The sequence below is a fragment of the Kluyvera sichuanensis genome (assembly GCF_014218705.1).
Classification (GTDB): domain Bacteria; phylum Pseudomonadota; class Gammaproteobacteria; order Enterobacterales; family Enterobacteriaceae; genus Kluyvera; species Kluyvera sichuanensis.
Genome location: NZ_JABBJF010000006.1, coordinates 152931 through 168103 on the forward strand (window position 1 = coordinate 152931; position 15173 = coordinate 168103).

Sequence of the window (15173 nt, forward strand, 5' to 3'; positions counted from 1 at the left end):
CGATGAAGCTGTACACCCTTGATGAAACCTGTCTGGAAAATGCCCGCGCGGGCCTCAAGCAGCCGTTCTCGCCGCTGCAACTGGCCTTGAGCAAGCTGGTGGCTGAGGCGGATACGCTTAAGCGCGAGCCGCCGGAAAGCGTAGTGCATAAGAAACTACGCCCGGCGAGCGGCGACGCGCACGATTACTACAGCCTGGGTACCTACTGGTGGCCCAACCCGCGGCGGCCCAACGGGCTGCCCTACATTCGCCGCGACGGGCATATCAACCCGCAGTGCGAAAATAACGATACCGACACCTCGCGCATTATCCGCATGTGCGAGCGCTGCCTGACGCTGGGGCTGGCATGGTACTTCACCGGTCAGCGCCAGTACGCGCAGGCGGCAGCGGTGCAGATCCGCTGCTGGTTCCTCGATGGCGACACGCGCATGAACCCGCATCTGAACTACGGCCAGGCGATCCCCGGCGTGGTCTCCGGGCGCGGAACCGGGCTTATCGACACCCGCCTGCTGTGGATGGTGGTCGATACTATCGGGTTGATTAACACCGCCAGCGTGCTGGATACCGACGATATCATCGGCCTGCACCAGTGGTTCCGCGATTTTAACCACTGGATGTACTACAGCGATATCGGCCACTCCGAATACGTCTGGCACAATAACCACGGCACCTGGTACGACGCCCAGCGCGCAGTCAATGCGCTGTTCTACGGCGATAAGGGGCTGGTGGCGCGGATTATTGAGCAGGGGATCACCCAGCGTATGGCGGCGCAGATTGATCAGGACGGCAAACAGACGATGGAGCTGGAGCGTACCATTCCGTTCCACTACTCGCTGTTCAACCTTGAGGCGCATTTGCTGCTCAACCGTTACGCCGAGCACGTCGAGTTCGATCGCTGGAACCACATTCGCGACGGACGCGGAGTGAAGCAGGGGATTGATTACCTGGTGCCGTTTATCCGCGAACCGGATCTGTGGCCGTATAGCGATTTGCAGGGCATTGTCTGGGATAGCGCGCTGCGGGTGCTGCTGCAGACGCAGCGCGGGTATGCGAAGCAGTCGCTGAGCTATCGGGACGTGCTGAAGTGCTTGCCGCAGGAGACGCTGCAGTTAAAAGAGCAGCTGATGTGGTGCCCGGGATTGTAGAAGAGCGTCCCCCGGCGGCGCTGCGTTTGGCCGGGCTACCCAACATGTAGCCCGGACGAGGCGCCTGCGCCGACTCCGGGAAGGCACAATTTACCGATTTACACCGCGGCGATAATCTTAATCTCAACCTTATATTTCGGGTTCATCAGCTTCGCCTGCACGGTGCAACGCACCGGCGCGTGACCGGCGACTACCCACGCATCCCACGCTTTGTTCATGGCGGCGAAATCGTCGCCGTCCGGCAGGAAAATGGTGGCGTCGAGAATGCGCGACTTATTGCTGCCCTGTTTTTCCAGCACTGCATCAATCTGCGCCAGCGTATTTGCCGTTTGCTCAAACGCATCGGCGTCCAGGTTTGCCGGTACGCCAGTGTAGTACAGCGTATTGTTATGAATAACGACATCAGACCAACGGGCTTCGGCATCAATACGTACAATTGTCATTTCATTTTCCTTTTAACATCACGTAAACGCGCTAAGACTGCCACATTGTCGACGCCGCGTCACGACTTCGGCTGGCATAAGCGAGGTTCGCCTGACATAATCACTGGGAATTTTTCCAGGGGGTAACGTGACGGACGATTTTGCAGAAGATGGCCAGCTTGCGCAGGCGATAACCGGCTTTAAACCGCGTGAACCGCAGCGTCAGATGGCGCACGCCGTCGCGAAGGCGATTGATAACGGCCAGCCGCTGGTGGTGGAAGCGGGGACCGGGACCGGGAAAACCTACGCCTACCTGGCGCCCGCGCTGCGCTCCGGGAAAAAAACCATTATCTCTACCGGCTCGAAGGCATTGCAGGATCAGCTCTACAGCCGTGACCTGCCGACCGTCGCCACCGCGCTGACCTTTACCGGCAAGCTGGCACTGCTGAAAGGGCGCTCAAACTACCTTTGCCTCGAACGTTTAGAGCAGCAGGCGATGGCGGGCGGCGACCTGCCGGTGCAAACTCTCAGCGACGTCATTTTGCTGCGCAGCTGGGCTAACCAGACCGTAGACGGTGACATCAGCACCTGCGTCAGCGTGGCGGAAGATTCCCAGGCCTGGCCGCTGGTCACCAGCACCAACGATAACTGTCTGGGCAGCGACTGCCCGCAGTATCAGGACTGCTTCGTGGTGAAGGCGCGTAAAAAGGCGATGGATGCCGACGTGGTGGTGGTCAACCATCACCTGTTCCTTGCCGACATGGTGGTGAAAGAGAGCGGCTTTGGCGAGCTTATCCCCGAGGCCGACGTGATGATCTTCGATGAAGCCCATCAGCTGCCGGATATCGCCAGCCAGTACTTTGGTCAGTCGCTCTCCAGCCGCCAGTTGCTGGACCTTGCCAAAGACGTGGTCATTGCCTATCGCACCGAACTGAAAGATACCCAGCAACTGCAAAAGTGCGCCGACCGTCTGGCGCAGGCCACCCAGGATTTCCGCCTGCAGGTGGGCGACCCCGGCTACCGTGGCAACCTGCGTGAACTGCTGGCGGAAACTGCCGTGCAGCGCTCGCTGCTGCTGCTCGATGATGCTCTGGAACTCTGCTACGACGTGGCGAAGCTGTCGCTTGGCCGCTCTGCTTTGCTGGATGCCGCTTTCGAACGCGCAACCCTGTATCGCGCGCGCTTAAAGCGCCTTAAAGAGATCAACAAGCCTGGTTACAGCTACTGGTATGAATGCAACTCGCGCCACTTTACCCTGGCGCTGACGCCGCTCACCGTGGCGGATAAATTCAAAGAGGTGATGGCGGCCAAACCGGGCAGCTGGATCTTTACCTCCGCGACGCTGTCGGTCAACGACGACCTGCACCACTTTACCGAACGCCTCGGCATTGAAGCGGCGGAATCGCTGCTGCTGCCAAGCCCGTTTGACTACGCCACCCAGGCGCTGTTGTGCGTGCCGCGCAACCTGCCGTTGCCGAATCAGCCGGGGGCCGCACGCCACCTGGCGGCGATGCTGAAACCGCTTATTGAGGCTAACGACGGGCGCTGCTTTATGCTCTGCACCTCACACGCCATGATGCGCGACCTCGCCGAACAGTTCCGCGCCACCATGACGCTGCCGGTACTGCTACAGGGGGAGACCAGCAAAGGCCAGCTGCTTCAGCAATTTGTTAGCGCTGGTAACGCTCTGTTGGTGGCGACCAGCAGCTTCTGGGAAGGGGTCGACGTGCGCGGCGATGCGCTGTCATTGGTGATCATCGACAAACTGCCGTTCACCTCACCGGATGACCCGCTGCTGAAAGCGCGCATGGAAGACTGCCGTCTGCGCGGCGGCGATCCGTTTGAAGAGGTACAGCTGCCGGATGCGGTGATTACCCTCAAGCAGGGCGTTGGCCGACTGATTCGTGACGTTGACGATCGCGGGGTGCTGGTGATTTGCGACAACCGTCTGGTGATGCGCCCCTACGGCGCGACCTTCCTCGCCAGCCTGCCGCCGGCACCGCGCACCCGTGATATTCGACGGGCGACGCGTTTCCTGGCGCTGTCATCAACGCGGTAATACAGAGCAAAGTGTGATAAGATGCGCGCCATTTTGTTGATCGAGAGCGCGACTAACCATGCGAATTCTGGCTATCGATACTGCCACGGAAGCCTGCTCGGCTGCTCTGTGGAATGATGGCAACACCAGTGCCCACTTCGAGCTTTGTCCTCGGGAACACACCCAACGTATCCTGCCTATCGTGCAGGATATCCTCACTCAAGGCGGCGTAAGCCTGACCGACCTCGACGCGCTGGCGTTCGGCCGTGGGCCGGGCAGCTTCACCGGCGTGCGTATCGGCATTGGTATTGCGCAAGGGCTGGCGCTGGGCGCGGAACTGCCGATGATCGGCGTATCGACCCTCGTCACCATGGCGCAGGGCGCCTGGCGTAAGCAGGGCGCTACCCGCGTGCTGGCGGCTATCGACGCCCGTATGGGTGAAGTTTACTGGGCTGAATATCAGCGTGATGAAAACGGTATCTGGCACGGCGAAGAGAGCGAAGCGGTGCTGAAACCGGAAGCGGTGCAACAGCGTCTGGCTGAACTCAGCGGTGAATGGGCGACCGTGGGCACCGGTTGGGCCGCATGGCCTGATATGGCACAGGGCGCGAACGTCACGCTGGTCGATGGCAACGTGACGTTACCGGAAGCCGAAGACATGCTGCCGATCGCTTGCGCCATGCTGGAGCAGGGCAAAACCGTCGCCGTGGATAAAGCGGAGCCGGTTTATTTGCGTAACAATGTTGCGTGGAAGAAACTTCCTGGCCGCGAATGAATCTCAGTAGGTAGAGAGCGTAAAAATCAGGAGCAGCATCATGGCAGGTAAAAGTTTTCTCATTCGTGGAGCCGCCGTTGGGCTTATCGCCTTCGCGTTAAGCGGCTGCGTCAGCGTGCCGGATGCCATTCAGGGTAGTAGCCCAACGCCGCAGCAGGATCTGGTGCGGGTCATGGCGGCACCGCAGTTGTACGTAGGGCAGGAGGCTCGCTTTGGCGGCACCGTCGTCGGCATTGAAAATCAGCAGGGGAACACCCGTCTGGAAATCGCCACCGTCCCGCTTGATAGCGGCGCGCGCCCGATTCTGGGTGAAGCCTCGCGCGGACGTATCTATGCCGAGGTGAACGGTTTCCTTGACCCGGTTGACTTCCGTGGTCAACTCGTCACCGTGGTGGGGCCAATTGTTGGCGCAGTGGAAGGCAAAGTAGGCACTACCAAATATAACTTCCTGCAGATGAAAGTGACGGGTTACAAACGCTGGCATGTGGCTCAGCAGGTGGTTATGCCGCCGCAGCCTATCGACCCGTGGATGTTTGGTCCGCGCCCCTGGAATTACGGTTACGGCGGCTGGGGATGGTATAACAGCGGCCCCGCTGAAGTCCGGAACGTCGTAACTGAATAAGATCTGATGTAAAGCAGACAAAAAAGAAACAGCGGCTAGCCCGCTGTTTCTTCGTTGTAATGGATATAAAAAAAATAAAGAGTGACGCGCTTCGCAACCTTAATTCTGATTAATTCTTAAACTGGTACGCTGAGTTAATATAATGTTAATGAAAGTTTACCATTTGGGGTTGCGATGACGACGAATACGTATTTTAGAGGTGATGCTTTGAAAAAGGTTTGGCTCAACCGTTATCCTGCTGACGTCCCGGCAGAGATCAATCCTGACCGTTATCAATCCCTGGTGGAACTGTTCGAACACTCGGCAACGCGCTTTGCCGACCAGCCTGGCTTCGTCAACATGGGCGAAGTCATGACCTTCCGTAAGCTCGAAGAGCGCAGCCGCGCCTTTGCCGCTTATCTCCAGCACGGGCTGGGGCTCAAGCAGGGCGACCGCGTCGCGCTGATGATGCCTAACCTGCTGCAATACCCGGTCGCCCTGTTTGGCATTCTGCGTGCCGGGATGATCGTGGTGAACGTTAACCCGTTGTACACCCCGCGCGAGCTGGAACATCAGCTGAACGACAGCGGCGCGCAGGCGATTGTTATCGTCTCCAACTTTGCCCATACCCTGGAAAAAGTGGTCGACAAAACCTCGGTTAAACACGTGATCCTGACCCGCATGGGCGACCAGCTCTCCACGGCGAAAGGCACGCTGGTTAACTTCGTGGTCAAATACATCAAACGACTGGTGCCGAAATATCATCTGCCGGACGCCATTTCGTTCCGCAGCGCGCTGCATAACGGCTATCGCCTGCAGTACGTGAAGCCGGAAGTGAAGGCAGACGATATCGCCTTCCTGCAGTACACCGGGGGGACTACCGGCGTGGCGAAAGGGGCGATGCTGACTCACCGCAATATGCTGGCGAACCTCGAGCAGGTGAAAGCGACCTACGGGCCGCTGCTGCACGAAGGCAAAGAAGTGGTTATTACCGCGTTGCCGCTGTACCACATTTTCGCGCTGACCATGAACTGCCTGCTGTTTATCGAACTGGGCGGTAAAAATATTCTGATCACCAACCCGCGTGATATTCCGGGGTTAGTGAAGGAGCTCGCAAAATACCCGTTCACCGCCATGACCGGGGTAAACACCCTGTTTAACGCGCTACTGAACAATAAAGAGTTCCAGCAGCTGGACTTCTCAACCCTGCATCTCTCCGCAGGCGGTGGGATGCCGGTGAACCACGCGGTGGCGGAACGCTGGGTGAAGCTGACCGGGCAGTATCTGCTGGAAGGCTATGGCCTGACCGAATGCGCGCCGCTGGTGAGCGTGAACCCGCACGATATCGACTACCACAGCGGCAGCATTGGCCTGCCGGTGCCGTCGACCGACGTGAAGCTGGTGGATGACGACGATAACGAAGTGCCAGCGGGCCAGCCCGGTGAGCTGTGCGTTAAAGGGCCGCAGGTGATGGAAGGCTACTGGCAGCGTCCTGATGCCACCGACGAAATCATCAAAGACGGCTGGCTGCACACCGGAGATATCGCGGTAATGGATGAAGAGGGCTTCCTGCGCATCGTCGACCGTAAAAAAGATATGATTCTGGTCTCCGGCTTCAACGTGTATCCGAACGAAATTGAAGACGTGGTGATGCAGCACACCGGCGTGCTGGAAGTGGCCGCCGTGGGCGTGCCGTCCGGCAACAGCGGTGAAGCGGTGAAAATTTTTGTGGTCAAGAAGGATGAAAGCCTCACTGAAGAGGCGTTGATTACCTTCTGCCGCCGCCAGCTTACCGGCTATAAAGTGCCGAAACTAGTTGAATTTCGTCAGGAATTACCGAAGTCGAACGTCGGTAAAATTTTAAGACGAGAATTACGTGACGAAGCCCGTGCCAAAGTGGACAATAAGGGATAAGTCACGAGTCATGATGCCAAACGCCAGCTCTGCTGGCGTTTTTTTTGGCGCTATCTAAGAGAGTACGATTTGAACTATCAGATGATCACTACCAACGATGAACTCAGCACCCTGTGCGATGCGGTTCGTCAGACCACCGCCGTGGCGCTGGACACCGAGTTTGTTCGCACCCGCACCTATTACCCGCAGCTGGGGCTGATTCAGCTTTTCGACGGCGAGCGTACGGCGCTGATTGATCCTCTGAATATTTCCGACTGGTCGCCGCTGCAGGCGATTCTGCAAGATCGCAACATTACCAAGTTCCTGCACGCAGGTAGCGAAGATCTGGAAGTGTTCATGAACACCTTCGGTTCAATGCCGCAGCCGCTTATTGATACCCAGGTGCTGGCGGCGTTCTGCGGTCGCCCGATGTCCTGGGGCTTCGCGCCAATGGTCGCTGAGTATTCCGGCGTTGAGCTGGATAAGAGCGAATCCCGTACCGATTGGCTGGCTCGCCCATTGACGACACGCCAGTGCGATTATGCGGCAGCGGATGTCTGGTACTTGCTGCCTATCGCCCACAAGCTGATGGCGGAAACCGAACAGGCCGGGCGACTGGAGTGGGCGCTCAATGAGTGTCAACTGATGCAGCAGCGCCGTCAGGAAGTCACCGACCCGGCGGACGCCTGGCGCGATATCACCAACGCCTGGCAGCTGCGTACGCGCCAGCTGGCATGCCTGCAACTGCTCGCCGACTGGCGGCTGCGTAAAGCGCGCGAGCGTGACCTGGCGGTGAACTTTGTGGTGCGTGAAGAGCATCTGTGGAGCGTGGCGCGCTATATGCCGGGCAGCCTCGGTGAGCTGGACAGCCTGGGGCTTTCCGGCAGCGAAATTCGTTTCCACGGCAAAACGCTGATTAGCCTGGTGGAAAAAGCGCAGGCGCTGCCGGATGACGCGTTGCCGGAACCGCTGTTGAACCTGATGGATATGCCGGGTTACCGCAAAGCGTTTAAAGAGATTAAGGCGCTGGTGCAGGAAGTGGGGCAGGCGAATGACGTTAGCCCTGAAATGCTGGCATCCCGTCGTCAGATTAACCAGCTGCTGAACTGGCACTGGCAGCTGAAACCGCGCACCACGGCACCTGAGATGATCTCCGGCTGGCGCGGTGAGCTGCTTTCCGCTGCGCTAGACAAATTATTAACAGCGTACCCGCGTTAAGTCTTGCGCTAATCCCGGGCGAGCGAATGCGACCCCGGGAAAGCTCTAAACGCCAGACACAAAAAAAGCGCTATCACTAGCGCCTTTTTTTACACCACCGACAGTCAGGATTTTGACTCTTCTGCTTCCGGCAGCGTGACGTTGAGTTCCAGAATCGAAATATCCCCGTCTTTTTGCTCTAACTGCACCGTGACCATTTCTGGGTCAATCTGCACATACCTGCAAATCACTTCCAGAATATCCTTCCTTAACTGCGGCAGATAGTGCGGTTCTGCGTCACTGCGGCGGCGTTCCGCGACAATGATCTGCAGGCGTTCTTTAGCAATGTTGGCGGTATTCTTTTTCCGTGAGAGAAAAAAGTCGAGTAATGCCATGATTTATCCTCCGAACAGGCGTTTGAGGAAACCTTTCTTCTCTTCTTCAATGAAGCGGAAAGGACGTTCTTCTCCCAACAGACGATCGACGGTGTCGGCGTAGGCTTTGCCTGCGTCAGACACGGTATCCAGAATCACCGGCTCGCCCTGGTTAGAGGCGCGCAGCACTGACTGATCTTCTGGAATTACACCGACCAGTTTGATGCGCAGGATCTCCAGCACATCTTCCATGCTCAGCATATCGCCTTTGCTCACGCGGCCTGGGTTATAGCGCGTCAGCAGCAGGTGTTCTTTAATCGGTTCTTCACCATTTTCGGCGCGGCGAGATTTCGACGCCAGAATGCCCAGAATACGGTCGGAGTCACGAACGGACGACACTTCCGGGTTAGTGGTGATGATCGCTTCATCAGCGAAATAGAGCGCCATCAGCGCACCGGTTTCAATACCTGCAGGGGAGTCGCAGACCACGAAGTCGAATTCCATCTTCTTCAGTTCGTCGAGCACTTTCTCGACGCCTTCGCGGGTCAGCGCATCTTTATCACGGGTCTGAGACGCAGGCAGGATAAAGAGATTCTCGGTACGCTTATCTTTGATTAACGCCTGGTTCAGCGTGGCGTCGCCCTGAATAACGTTAACAAAATCATAGACTACACGACGTTCGCAGCCCATGATCAGGTCAAGGTTACGCAGACCGATATCAAAATCGATAACGACCGTTTTCTTTCCCTTCTGCGCCAAACCAGTTGCGATGGCCGCGCTGGAGGTGGTCTTGCCCACGCCCCCTTTACCTGAAGTCACAACAATAATGCGTGCCATAGAAATTCCTTGTTAAAAAGGGATTAATTTAACGGTTGAATAGTCAAAGCGCTGTTGTCCAAACGCAGACGCGCCGCTTTGCCATAAAATTCGGCTGGGATCTGATCGCTCAGCCAATATTCCCCGGCAATGGAGACCAGCTCCGCCGCCAGGTGGGTACAAAATACTTGTGCTTCCCGGTCTCCGCCGGCACCGGCGAGAACGCGTCCACGCATCATGCCGTAAACGTGAATATTCCCATCGGCAATCAGCTCCGCGCCCGCGCTAACGTGGCTTGTCACAATCAGATCACAGTTTGGTGCATAAATGCGCTGACCGGAACGTACTGGCGTATCAATCATTCGCGTTTTTGTGATCGGACTAACAATTGGTTCGGGTTCTACGGGTTTTGGCTGTTCTACGGGGGCCGGGCGGGTAACTTTTTCTTTACCTTCAGTCAGTAAAGGAAGGCCGGATTGGTCGATGGCCGCCTTAAACTGCGGGTTTTTACAACCGCTGACGCCGACAATGCGTAAACCCACTGACATAATGGCCTGCTGAATCGCACGCCACTGGGTGAATTCTTCAAGGTTACCGACGTTGACGACCACCGGGGCATGACGGAAAAAGGCCGGAGCCTGGGCGACTTTGTCTTCCAACGCCTGACGAATAACCTCGGGCTTTGCATCATGCAAATGAACCACAGATAGGGTGAAGCTGCTGCCTTTTAGTTCGATTGGCGTGTTTGACATCCTGGCCTTACTCAATTTGCTATTTATCGCCGCGCTAAGCGCAGTGATATTCCGAAGACTATCAGTCATGTTATAGTCACATATATATTCAAGCAAGTAACCACTGTCCTAATTCCGAGTATAAAGTATGTTTTGTGTGATTTATCGTAGTTCTAAACGTGATCAAACCTATTTGTATGTCGAAAAAAAAGACGATTTCTCCCGTGTGCCTCAGGAACTGATGCAGGGCTTCGGTCAGCCGCAGTTAGCCATGCTGCTGCCGCTTGATGGACGTAAGAAAACCGTCAATGCCGATCTGGAAAAAGTAAAACAGGCGCTAAAAGAGCAGGGTTATTATTTACAGATCCCGCCACCGCCTGAAAATTTGTTAAAACAGCATTTGGCTGAGTCGCAAAATAAGAGCGAGTAACCGCTTCGCTTCCGGCCAAAATGCGTCCATGGTTGAACAACGAGTAAGGGAAAAGCATGTATCAGCATCATAACTGGCAGGGTGCTCTGCTGGATTACCCGGTAAGCAAAGTTGTCTGTGTTGGCAGTAATTATGCAAAACATATCCAGGAAATGGGCAGCGCAACGCCGGAAGAACCCGTCCTCTTTATCAAGCCGGAAACGGCGCTGTGCGACCTGCGCCAGCCGCTGATCCTGCCGCAGGGCCTTGGCTCTGTGCATCATGAAGTCGAACTGGCGGTACTGATTGGCAGCACACTGCGTCAGGCAACCGAAGACCACGTGCTGCAGGCCATTGCTGGCTACGGCGTGGCGCTGGACCTCACTCTGCGCGACATTCAGGGGAAGATGAAGAAGGCCGGTCAGCCGTGGGAAAAAGCCAAAGGCTTTGATAACTCCTGCCCGATCTCCGGCTTCATTCCTGCTTCCGCCTTTGAGGGCGACCCGCAGAATATTTCGCTGGGGCTGATCATCAACGGCGAAGTGCGCCAGCAGGGCAGTACGTCTGACATGATCCACAAGATTGTGCCGCTGATTGCCTATATGAGCCGCTTCTTTACCCTGAAACCGGGTGACGTTGTGCTGACCGGCACGCCGGAAGGCGTTGGCCCGCTGCACGCAGGTGATGAGCTTGAGGTGCAGTTTAACGGCCTGTCTCTGACCACCCGCGTACTGTAAGCCCTCCTTGCCGCCCCATTCGGGCGGCAAAACTTGCATCCCTGTGCCAGACTGGTTATAAGAAGCACCCTGATTTTTGATGTGGACATCCTGATGAGCGAATTACCTTTCTGGCAGAGCAAAACCCTTGATGAAATGACCGATGCACAATGGGAGTCGCTGTGCGATGGTTGTGGGCAGTGCTGCCTGCACAAGCTGATGGATGACGACACCGACGAAATCTACTTCACCAACGTGGCCTGTCGTCAGCTCAACATCAAAACCTGCCAGTGCCGTAACTACGAACGCCGCTTCGAGTACGAACCGGACTGCATCAAGCTGACCCGCGACAATCTGCCAACCTTCGAATGGTTGCCGCATACCTGCGCCTATCGCCTACTAGCGGAAGGGCAACCGCTGCCGCAGTGGCACCCGCTTATCACCGGTTCTAAAGCGGCGATGCACGGTGAGCGCATTTCCGTACGCCATATTGCGGTAAAAGAATCAGAAGTACATGACTGGCAGGACCATATCTTAAATAAACCTGATTGGGCTAAATAAACCGCAATTTGCGGAACCATTCGCTATTTTTATATTTCCTGCCTTAAATCCCTACGAAATTCTTATACCGGGCCGATAGAGACTAAAAGCGATTCGGTATAAGGACGCGTATGCGTAATCCAATAAAGCTGTTAATGCTGGCGTTGATTATTAATCTGAGCGGCTGGAGCCTGCTGTTTGCGGTGGGGTATGGGATATGGTCGTGGGTAGGATAGCTCGCCAGCAGCCTGCGCAAGGCCGCTGGCAAGGTCGCTATTAGCGGCCGAACAGGTCGCGTCTTTTCGGTTTGAACGGTTGGGCAATCAGCACCAGCAGCGCCACAATCAGATAGGCGGCAAAAATGCCGACCAGCCACTGCGGCATCTCTAGCGATAAGAATTCCCACTGACGAACAGAGCAATCACCTGATGCGACAAACACCTGCGGCAGCCACTTATCAAGCGGCAGCCAGCTTGGGAAGCGCGCCATAAAATCACAGGTCATAAACGGCGACGGGTGCAGCTGAATCATGGTGTGTTCCCAGGCTAACTGCAGGCCGCGGAAGGCGCTGTACAGCCAGATAAGCAGGGCCACATAGCGCAGCGGACTCTTCGGCGCGATAGCGCCGACTAAGCCTGCACCCATAATCCCGAATAGCGCACAGCGCTCGTAAATACAGAGAACGCACGGCTTTAATAGCATCACGTGCTGGAACCATAATGCCACTAACTCAAGCGCAAAAGCGGTTAACGCCATTAATAACCAGGCACTGCGGCCACGTGAGCTCTGGTTTAAATATCGCAACATAAACATTTCCCTGGAACGTGCTTTGAAAGCGCAGTGTAAACGAAAACGATAGCCGTGCCATCGGGTGATACGCAATTATTCGTAAATAGCGATTCAACGCTCGAACAAAAGTTGTCGGCATTGAATCGCTGAGTCGTTATTCATCGCTATTGAGGTAAAACTAATAGCCCATTATTCATCATCCAGTCTATCGCTGGCTGCAGCGTAAACTCGACGCACAGCAGGCCGATAAGCGTCAGAACTAGCGTATAGGGCAGCGCCATCCATACCATTCTCCCGTAGGAGAGGCGAATCAGCGGCGCCAGCGCCGAGGTGAGCAGGAACAGGAAGGCCGCCTGGCCGTTTGGCGTCGCCACCGACGGCAGGTTGGTACCGGTGTTGATGGCTACCGCCAGCAGTTCAAACTGCGGCAGGCTGATAGCCCCGTTATCCAGCGCGGCTTTCGCTTCGTTGATATAAACGGTGCCGACAAACACGTTATCGGAGATGGACGACAGCACGCCGTTAAAGATGTAGAACAGCGAACGTTGAGCGTGCGGTGACGCTTGCAGAACGAAGTCGATAATGGGCGCAAAGAGATGCTGATCGATAATCACCGCCACCACGGCAAAGAAGACCGTAAGCAGAGCGGTAAATGGCAGCGCTTCGGTAAACGCTTTGCCAATGGCATGTTCGTCGGTGATGCCGGTAAATGCGGTAGCGAAGATAATCACCGACAGGCCGATCAGCCCCACCTCTGCCAGGTGCAGCGCCAGCGCCAGCACCAGCCAGACGCCGATGATGCCCTGGACAATCAGTCGCATTTTCTCCTGTGGCGTACGCTGCTGGCGACTGCGCTCGTCGAAATCGTGCAGAATTTTACGCACCGGGTCGGGCAGTTCAGCGCCGTAGCCGAAGACTTTGTACTTCTCGAGTAGCCAACAGGTCAGCAGGCCGCAGATAAACACCGGTACGGTGACCGGCGACATGCGCAGGAAGAACTCGCCGAAATGCCAGCCGGCGACTTTAGCAATAATCAGGTTCTGCGGTTCGCCGACCATCGTCATCACGCCGCCGAGCGCGGTTCCGACGCCGGCGTGCATCATCAGGCTGCGCAGGAAGGCGCGGAACTGCTCCAGCACCACGCGGTTGTGTTTGTCGATATGGCTATCGTCGAGCAGATCGTCATCGTCAGGGCGCGACGACACCACCCGATGATAGATGCTGTAAAAGCCTACCGCGACGCTGATAATTACGGCCACTACCGTCAGCGCATCAAGGAACGCCGATAGGAAGGCGGCGGCCACGCAGAATGCTATTGATAAAAGCCGTTTGCTGCGGATGGTGAGCAGAAGCCGAGTGAAGATAAACAGCAATAGCTGCTTCATAAAGTAGATGCCCGCGACCATAAAGATCAGCAGCAGCAGCACTTCGAGGTTGGCAGCTATCTCATCGCGCACGTGCGCGGGTGAGGTCATGCCGATCAGTACTGACTCAATCGCCAGCAGCCCGCCGGGAATCAGCGGATAGCACTTCAGCGCCATCGCCAGGGTGAAGATAAACTCCACGACCAATAGCCATCCGGCGACAAAGGGATGAATTAAAAACACCAGCGGATTGATGATTAAGAAAATAATCAGCAGCAGCTTGTACCAGTCTGGTGACTGGCCAAGAAAGTTACGCCACAGCGCACGACCGTAAGAGATTTCCATGACAACCGTCTTCCTCCTGAAAAGATGTCATTTTTTACCATTAAATCAACGACACTGCCAGACATAGGCTGTCTGGCGGGGTTTTATGGGCAAAAAGAAATGTGAAAAATGAAACGCCGATCCCTTTTTAATTCGTTGGCCATGCTATCTGCTCTATGTTGCCTCTGGTATGATGAGTCTAATTGCAACGCTGTGTAATGGAATTATTACTATGGTCATTAAGGCGCAAAGCCCGGCGGGTTTCGCTGAAGAGTATATTGTTGAAAGTATCTGGAATAATCGCTTCCCTCCTGGGTCTATTCTTCCCGCTGAACGTGAACTCTCGGAATTAATTGGTGTGACCCGCACGACCTTACGTGAAGTGTTGCAGCGTCTGGCGCGCGATGGATGGTTAACTATCCAGCACGGTAAGCCGACGAAAGTGAATAACTTCTGGGAAACGTCCGGCCTCAATATTCTGGAAACGCTGGCGCGTCTCGATCACGATAGCGTACCGCAGCTGATTGATAATCTGCTGTCCGTGCGTACCAATATCGCGACCATCTACATCCGTACCGCTTTCCGTCAGCACCCTGAAAAATCGCTGGAAGTGCTCGCCAAAACGCGCGAAGTGGAAGATTATGCCGATGCCTTTGCCGAACTGGACTACGGCGTGTTCCGTGGCCTGGCATTTGCTTCCGGTAACCCTATCTATGGGCTGATCCTCAACGGCATGAAAGGTCTGTATACCCGTCTGGGGCGTCATTATTTCTCCAGCCCGGAAGCACGCAGCCTGGCGCTTGGCTTCTATCATGAGCTGGCGAAGCTGTGTGAAGAGGGCGCGCACGATAAGGTGTACGAGACGGTGCGTCGCTACGGTCATGATAGTGGTGAGATCTGGCATCGGATGCAGAAGACATTGCCGGGTGATTTGGCGATCCATAGCCGCTAGTCAGTGCGCTAGTTTCATTCCCTGTAGGCCGGATGGCGCTTCGCTTATCCGGCCTATATCTGAAAGGAAAAGCAATCCCGGAGTCGG

The 15173-nt window shown here is 55.9% G+C and carries 16 protein-coding genes; 10 read left to right on the top strand and 6 right to left on the bottom strand.

Annotated features, from left to right (window positions below):
- Positions 1-2 precede the first annotated feature (2 nt).
- On the top strand, positions 3-1145 hold the full coding sequence (locus HII27_RS09545) for an alginate lyase family protein (RefSeq protein ID WP_185667772.1): 1143 nt from the start codon (positions 3-5) through the stop codon (positions 1143-1145).
- A gap of 98 nt (positions 1146-1243) precedes the next feature.
- On the opposite strand, the gene HII27_RS09550 is transcribed toward HII27_RS09545, so the two are convergent.
- Positions 1244-1588 carry a RidA family protein gene (locus tag HII27_RS09550; RefSeq protein ID WP_185667672.1) on the bottom strand — a complete coding sequence of 115 codons (345 nt, stop codon included), beginning with the start codon at positions 1586-1588 and terminating at the stop codon, positions 1244-1246.
- A 127-nt stretch (positions 1589-1715) separates the two neighbouring features.
- Between HII27_RS09550 and HII27_RS09555 the strand changes: the two genes are divergently transcribed.
- The 5 genes from HII27_RS09555 to rnd all read left to right on the top strand — a co-directional run bounded on the left by HII27_RS09555 (position 1716) and on the right by rnd (position 8092).
- Entirely contained in the window at positions 1716-3626 is a 1911-nt protein-coding gene (locus HII27_RS09555) for an ATP-dependent DNA helicase (protein WP_185667673.1), read from the top strand.
- A 58-nt stretch (positions 3627-3684) separates the two neighbouring features.
- A complete protein-coding gene (gene tsaB, locus HII27_RS09560; RefSeq protein ID WP_185667674.1) occupies positions 3685-4380 on the top strand; it encodes a tRNA (adenosine(37)-N6)-threonylcarbamoyltransferase complex dimerization subunit type 1 TsaB in 696 nt (231 codons plus the stop codon).
- A 40-nt stretch (positions 4381-4420) separates the two neighbouring features.
- On the top strand, positions 4421-5002 hold the full coding sequence (locus HII27_RS09565) for a Slp family lipoprotein (RefSeq protein ID WP_185667675.1): 582 nt from the start codon (positions 4421-4423) through the stop codon (positions 5000-5002).
- A 207-nt stretch (positions 5003-5209) separates the two neighbouring features.
- Positions 5210-6895: a long-chain-fatty-acid--CoA ligase FadD gene (gene fadD, locus HII27_RS09570; RefSeq protein WP_185667676.1), complete on the top strand. Its 1686-nt coding sequence runs from the start codon at positions 5210-5212 to the stop codon at positions 6893-6895.
- 81 nt (positions 6896-6976) lie between these two features.
- Complete coding sequence (gene rnd / locus HII27_RS09575) at positions 6977-8092, top strand: ribonuclease D (protein ID WP_185667773.1); 1116 nt, start codon at positions 6977-6979, stop codon at positions 8090-8092.
- Positions 8093-8196: 104 nt separating this feature from the next.
- On the opposite strand, the gene minE is transcribed toward rnd, so the two are convergent.
- The 3 genes from minE to minC are packed head-to-tail and all read right to left on the bottom strand — an operon-like array spanning position 8197 to position 10013.
- A complete protein-coding gene (gene minE, locus HII27_RS09580) occupies positions 8197-8466 on the bottom strand; it encodes a cell division topological specificity factor MinE (RefSeq protein ID WP_035894584.1) in 270 nt (89 codons plus the stop codon).
- Between the two features lie 3 nt (positions 8467-8469).
- Entirely contained in the window at positions 8470-9282 is an 813-nt protein-coding gene (gene minD, locus HII27_RS09585) for a septum site-determining protein MinD (RefSeq protein ID WP_185667677.1), read from the bottom strand.
- Positions 9283-9305: 23 nt separating this feature from the next.
- Positions 9306-10013, bottom strand: coding sequence for a septum site-determining protein MinC (gene minC / locus HII27_RS09590; protein WP_185667678.1), 708 nt, complete (start codon positions 10011-10013; stop codon positions 9306-9308).
- 127 nt (positions 10014-10140) lie between these two features.
- Between minC and HII27_RS09595 the strand changes: the two genes are divergently transcribed.
- The 3 genes from HII27_RS09595 (at position 10141) to HII27_RS09605 (ending at position 11678) form a co-directional block, all read left to right on the top strand.
- The gene (locus HII27_RS09595) at positions 10141-10422 is read left to right on the top strand and encodes a YcgL domain-containing protein (RefSeq protein WP_185667679.1); all 282 of its coding nucleotides are present in this window, start codon (positions 10141-10143) and stop codon (positions 10420-10422) included.
- 56 nt (positions 10423-10478) lie between these two features.
- The gene (locus HII27_RS09600) at positions 10479-11138 is read left to right on the top strand and encodes a fumarylacetoacetate hydrolase family protein (protein ID WP_185667680.1); all 660 of its coding nucleotides are present in this window, start codon (positions 10479-10481) and stop codon (positions 11136-11138) included.
- A gap of 93 nt (positions 11139-11231) precedes the next feature.
- Positions 11232-11678: a YcgN family cysteine cluster protein gene (locus HII27_RS09605; RefSeq protein WP_185667681.1), complete on the top strand. Its 447-nt coding sequence runs from the start codon at positions 11232-11234 to the stop codon at positions 11676-11678.
- A 255-nt stretch (positions 11679-11933) separates the two neighbouring features.
- Here HII27_RS09605 and dsbB read toward each other — a convergent pair whose 3' ends face one another.
- Both dsbB and nhaB read right to left on the bottom strand, forming a co-directional pair.
- Positions 11934-12464, bottom strand: coding sequence for a disulfide bond formation protein DsbB (gene dsbB / locus HII27_RS09610; protein WP_185667682.1), 531 nt, complete (start codon positions 12462-12464; stop codon positions 11934-11936).
- A gap of 146 nt (positions 12465-12610) precedes the next feature.
- Positions 12611-14155, bottom strand: a complete 1545-nt coding sequence (gene nhaB / locus HII27_RS09615; protein WP_185667683.1) for a Na(+)/H(+) antiporter NhaB — start codon at positions 14153-14155, stop codon at positions 12611-12613.
- 211 nt (positions 14156-14366) lie between these two features.
- Between nhaB and fadR the strand changes: the two genes are divergently transcribed.
- Positions 14367-15086, top strand: coding sequence for a fatty acid metabolism transcriptional regulator FadR (gene fadR / locus HII27_RS09620; protein WP_185667684.1), 720 nt, complete (start codon positions 14367-14369; stop codon positions 15084-15086).
- Positions 15087-15173: the final 87 nt, after the last annotated feature.

Bases quoted from the DNA above. Each gene is read 5' to 3' on its own strand.
- tsaB (WP_185667674.1), top strand. From the start codon at position 3,685: ATGCGAATTCTGGCTATCGATACTGCCACGGAAGCCTGCTCGGCTGCT.
- HII27_RS09600 (WP_185667680.1), top strand. From the start codon at position 10,479: ATGTATCAGCATCATAACTGGCAGGGTGCTCTGCTGGATTACCCGGTA.
- dsbB (WP_185667682.1), bottom strand. From the start codon at position 12,464: ATGTTGCGATATTTAAACCAGAGCTCACGTGGCCGCAGTGCCTGGTTA.
- HII27_RS09605 (WP_185667681.1), top strand. From the start codon at position 11,232: ATGAGCGAATTACCTTTCTGGCAGAGCAAAACCCTTGATGAAATGACC.
- fadR (WP_185667684.1), top strand. From the start codon at position 14,367: ATGGTCATTAAGGCGCAAAGCCCGGCGGGTTTCGCTGAAGAGTATATT.
- minD (WP_185667677.1), bottom strand. From the start codon at position 9,282: ATGGCACGCATTATTGTTGTGACTTCAGGTAAAGGGGGCGTGGGCAAG.
- minC (WP_185667678.1), bottom strand. From the start codon at position 10,013: ATGTCAAACACGCCAATCGAACTAAAAGGCAGCAGCTTCACCCTATCT.
- minE (WP_035894584.1), bottom strand. From the start codon at position 8,466: ATGGCATTACTCGACTTTTTTCTCTCACGGAAAAAGAATACCGCCAAC.
- HII27_RS09545 (WP_185667772.1), top strand. From the start codon at position 3: ATGAAGCTGTACACCCTTGATGAAACCTGTCTGGAAAATGCCCGCGCG.
- nhaB (WP_185667683.1), bottom strand. From the start codon at position 14,155: ATGGAAATCTCTTACGGTCGTGCGCTGTGGCGTAACTTTCTTGGCCAG.
- rnd (WP_185667773.1), top strand. From the start codon at position 6,977: ATGATCACTACCAACGATGAACTCAGCACCCTGTGCGATGCGGTTCGT.
- HII27_RS09595 (WP_185667679.1), top strand. From the start codon at position 10,141: ATGTTTTGTGTGATTTATCGTAGTTCTAAACGTGATCAAACCTATTTG.
- HII27_RS09565 (WP_185667675.1), top strand. From the start codon at position 4,421: ATGGCAGGTAAAAGTTTTCTCATTCGTGGAGCCGCCGTTGGGCTTATC.
- HII27_RS09550 (WP_185667672.1), bottom strand. From the start codon at position 1,588: ATGACAATTGTACGTATTGATGCCGAAGCCCGTTGGTCTGATGTCGTT.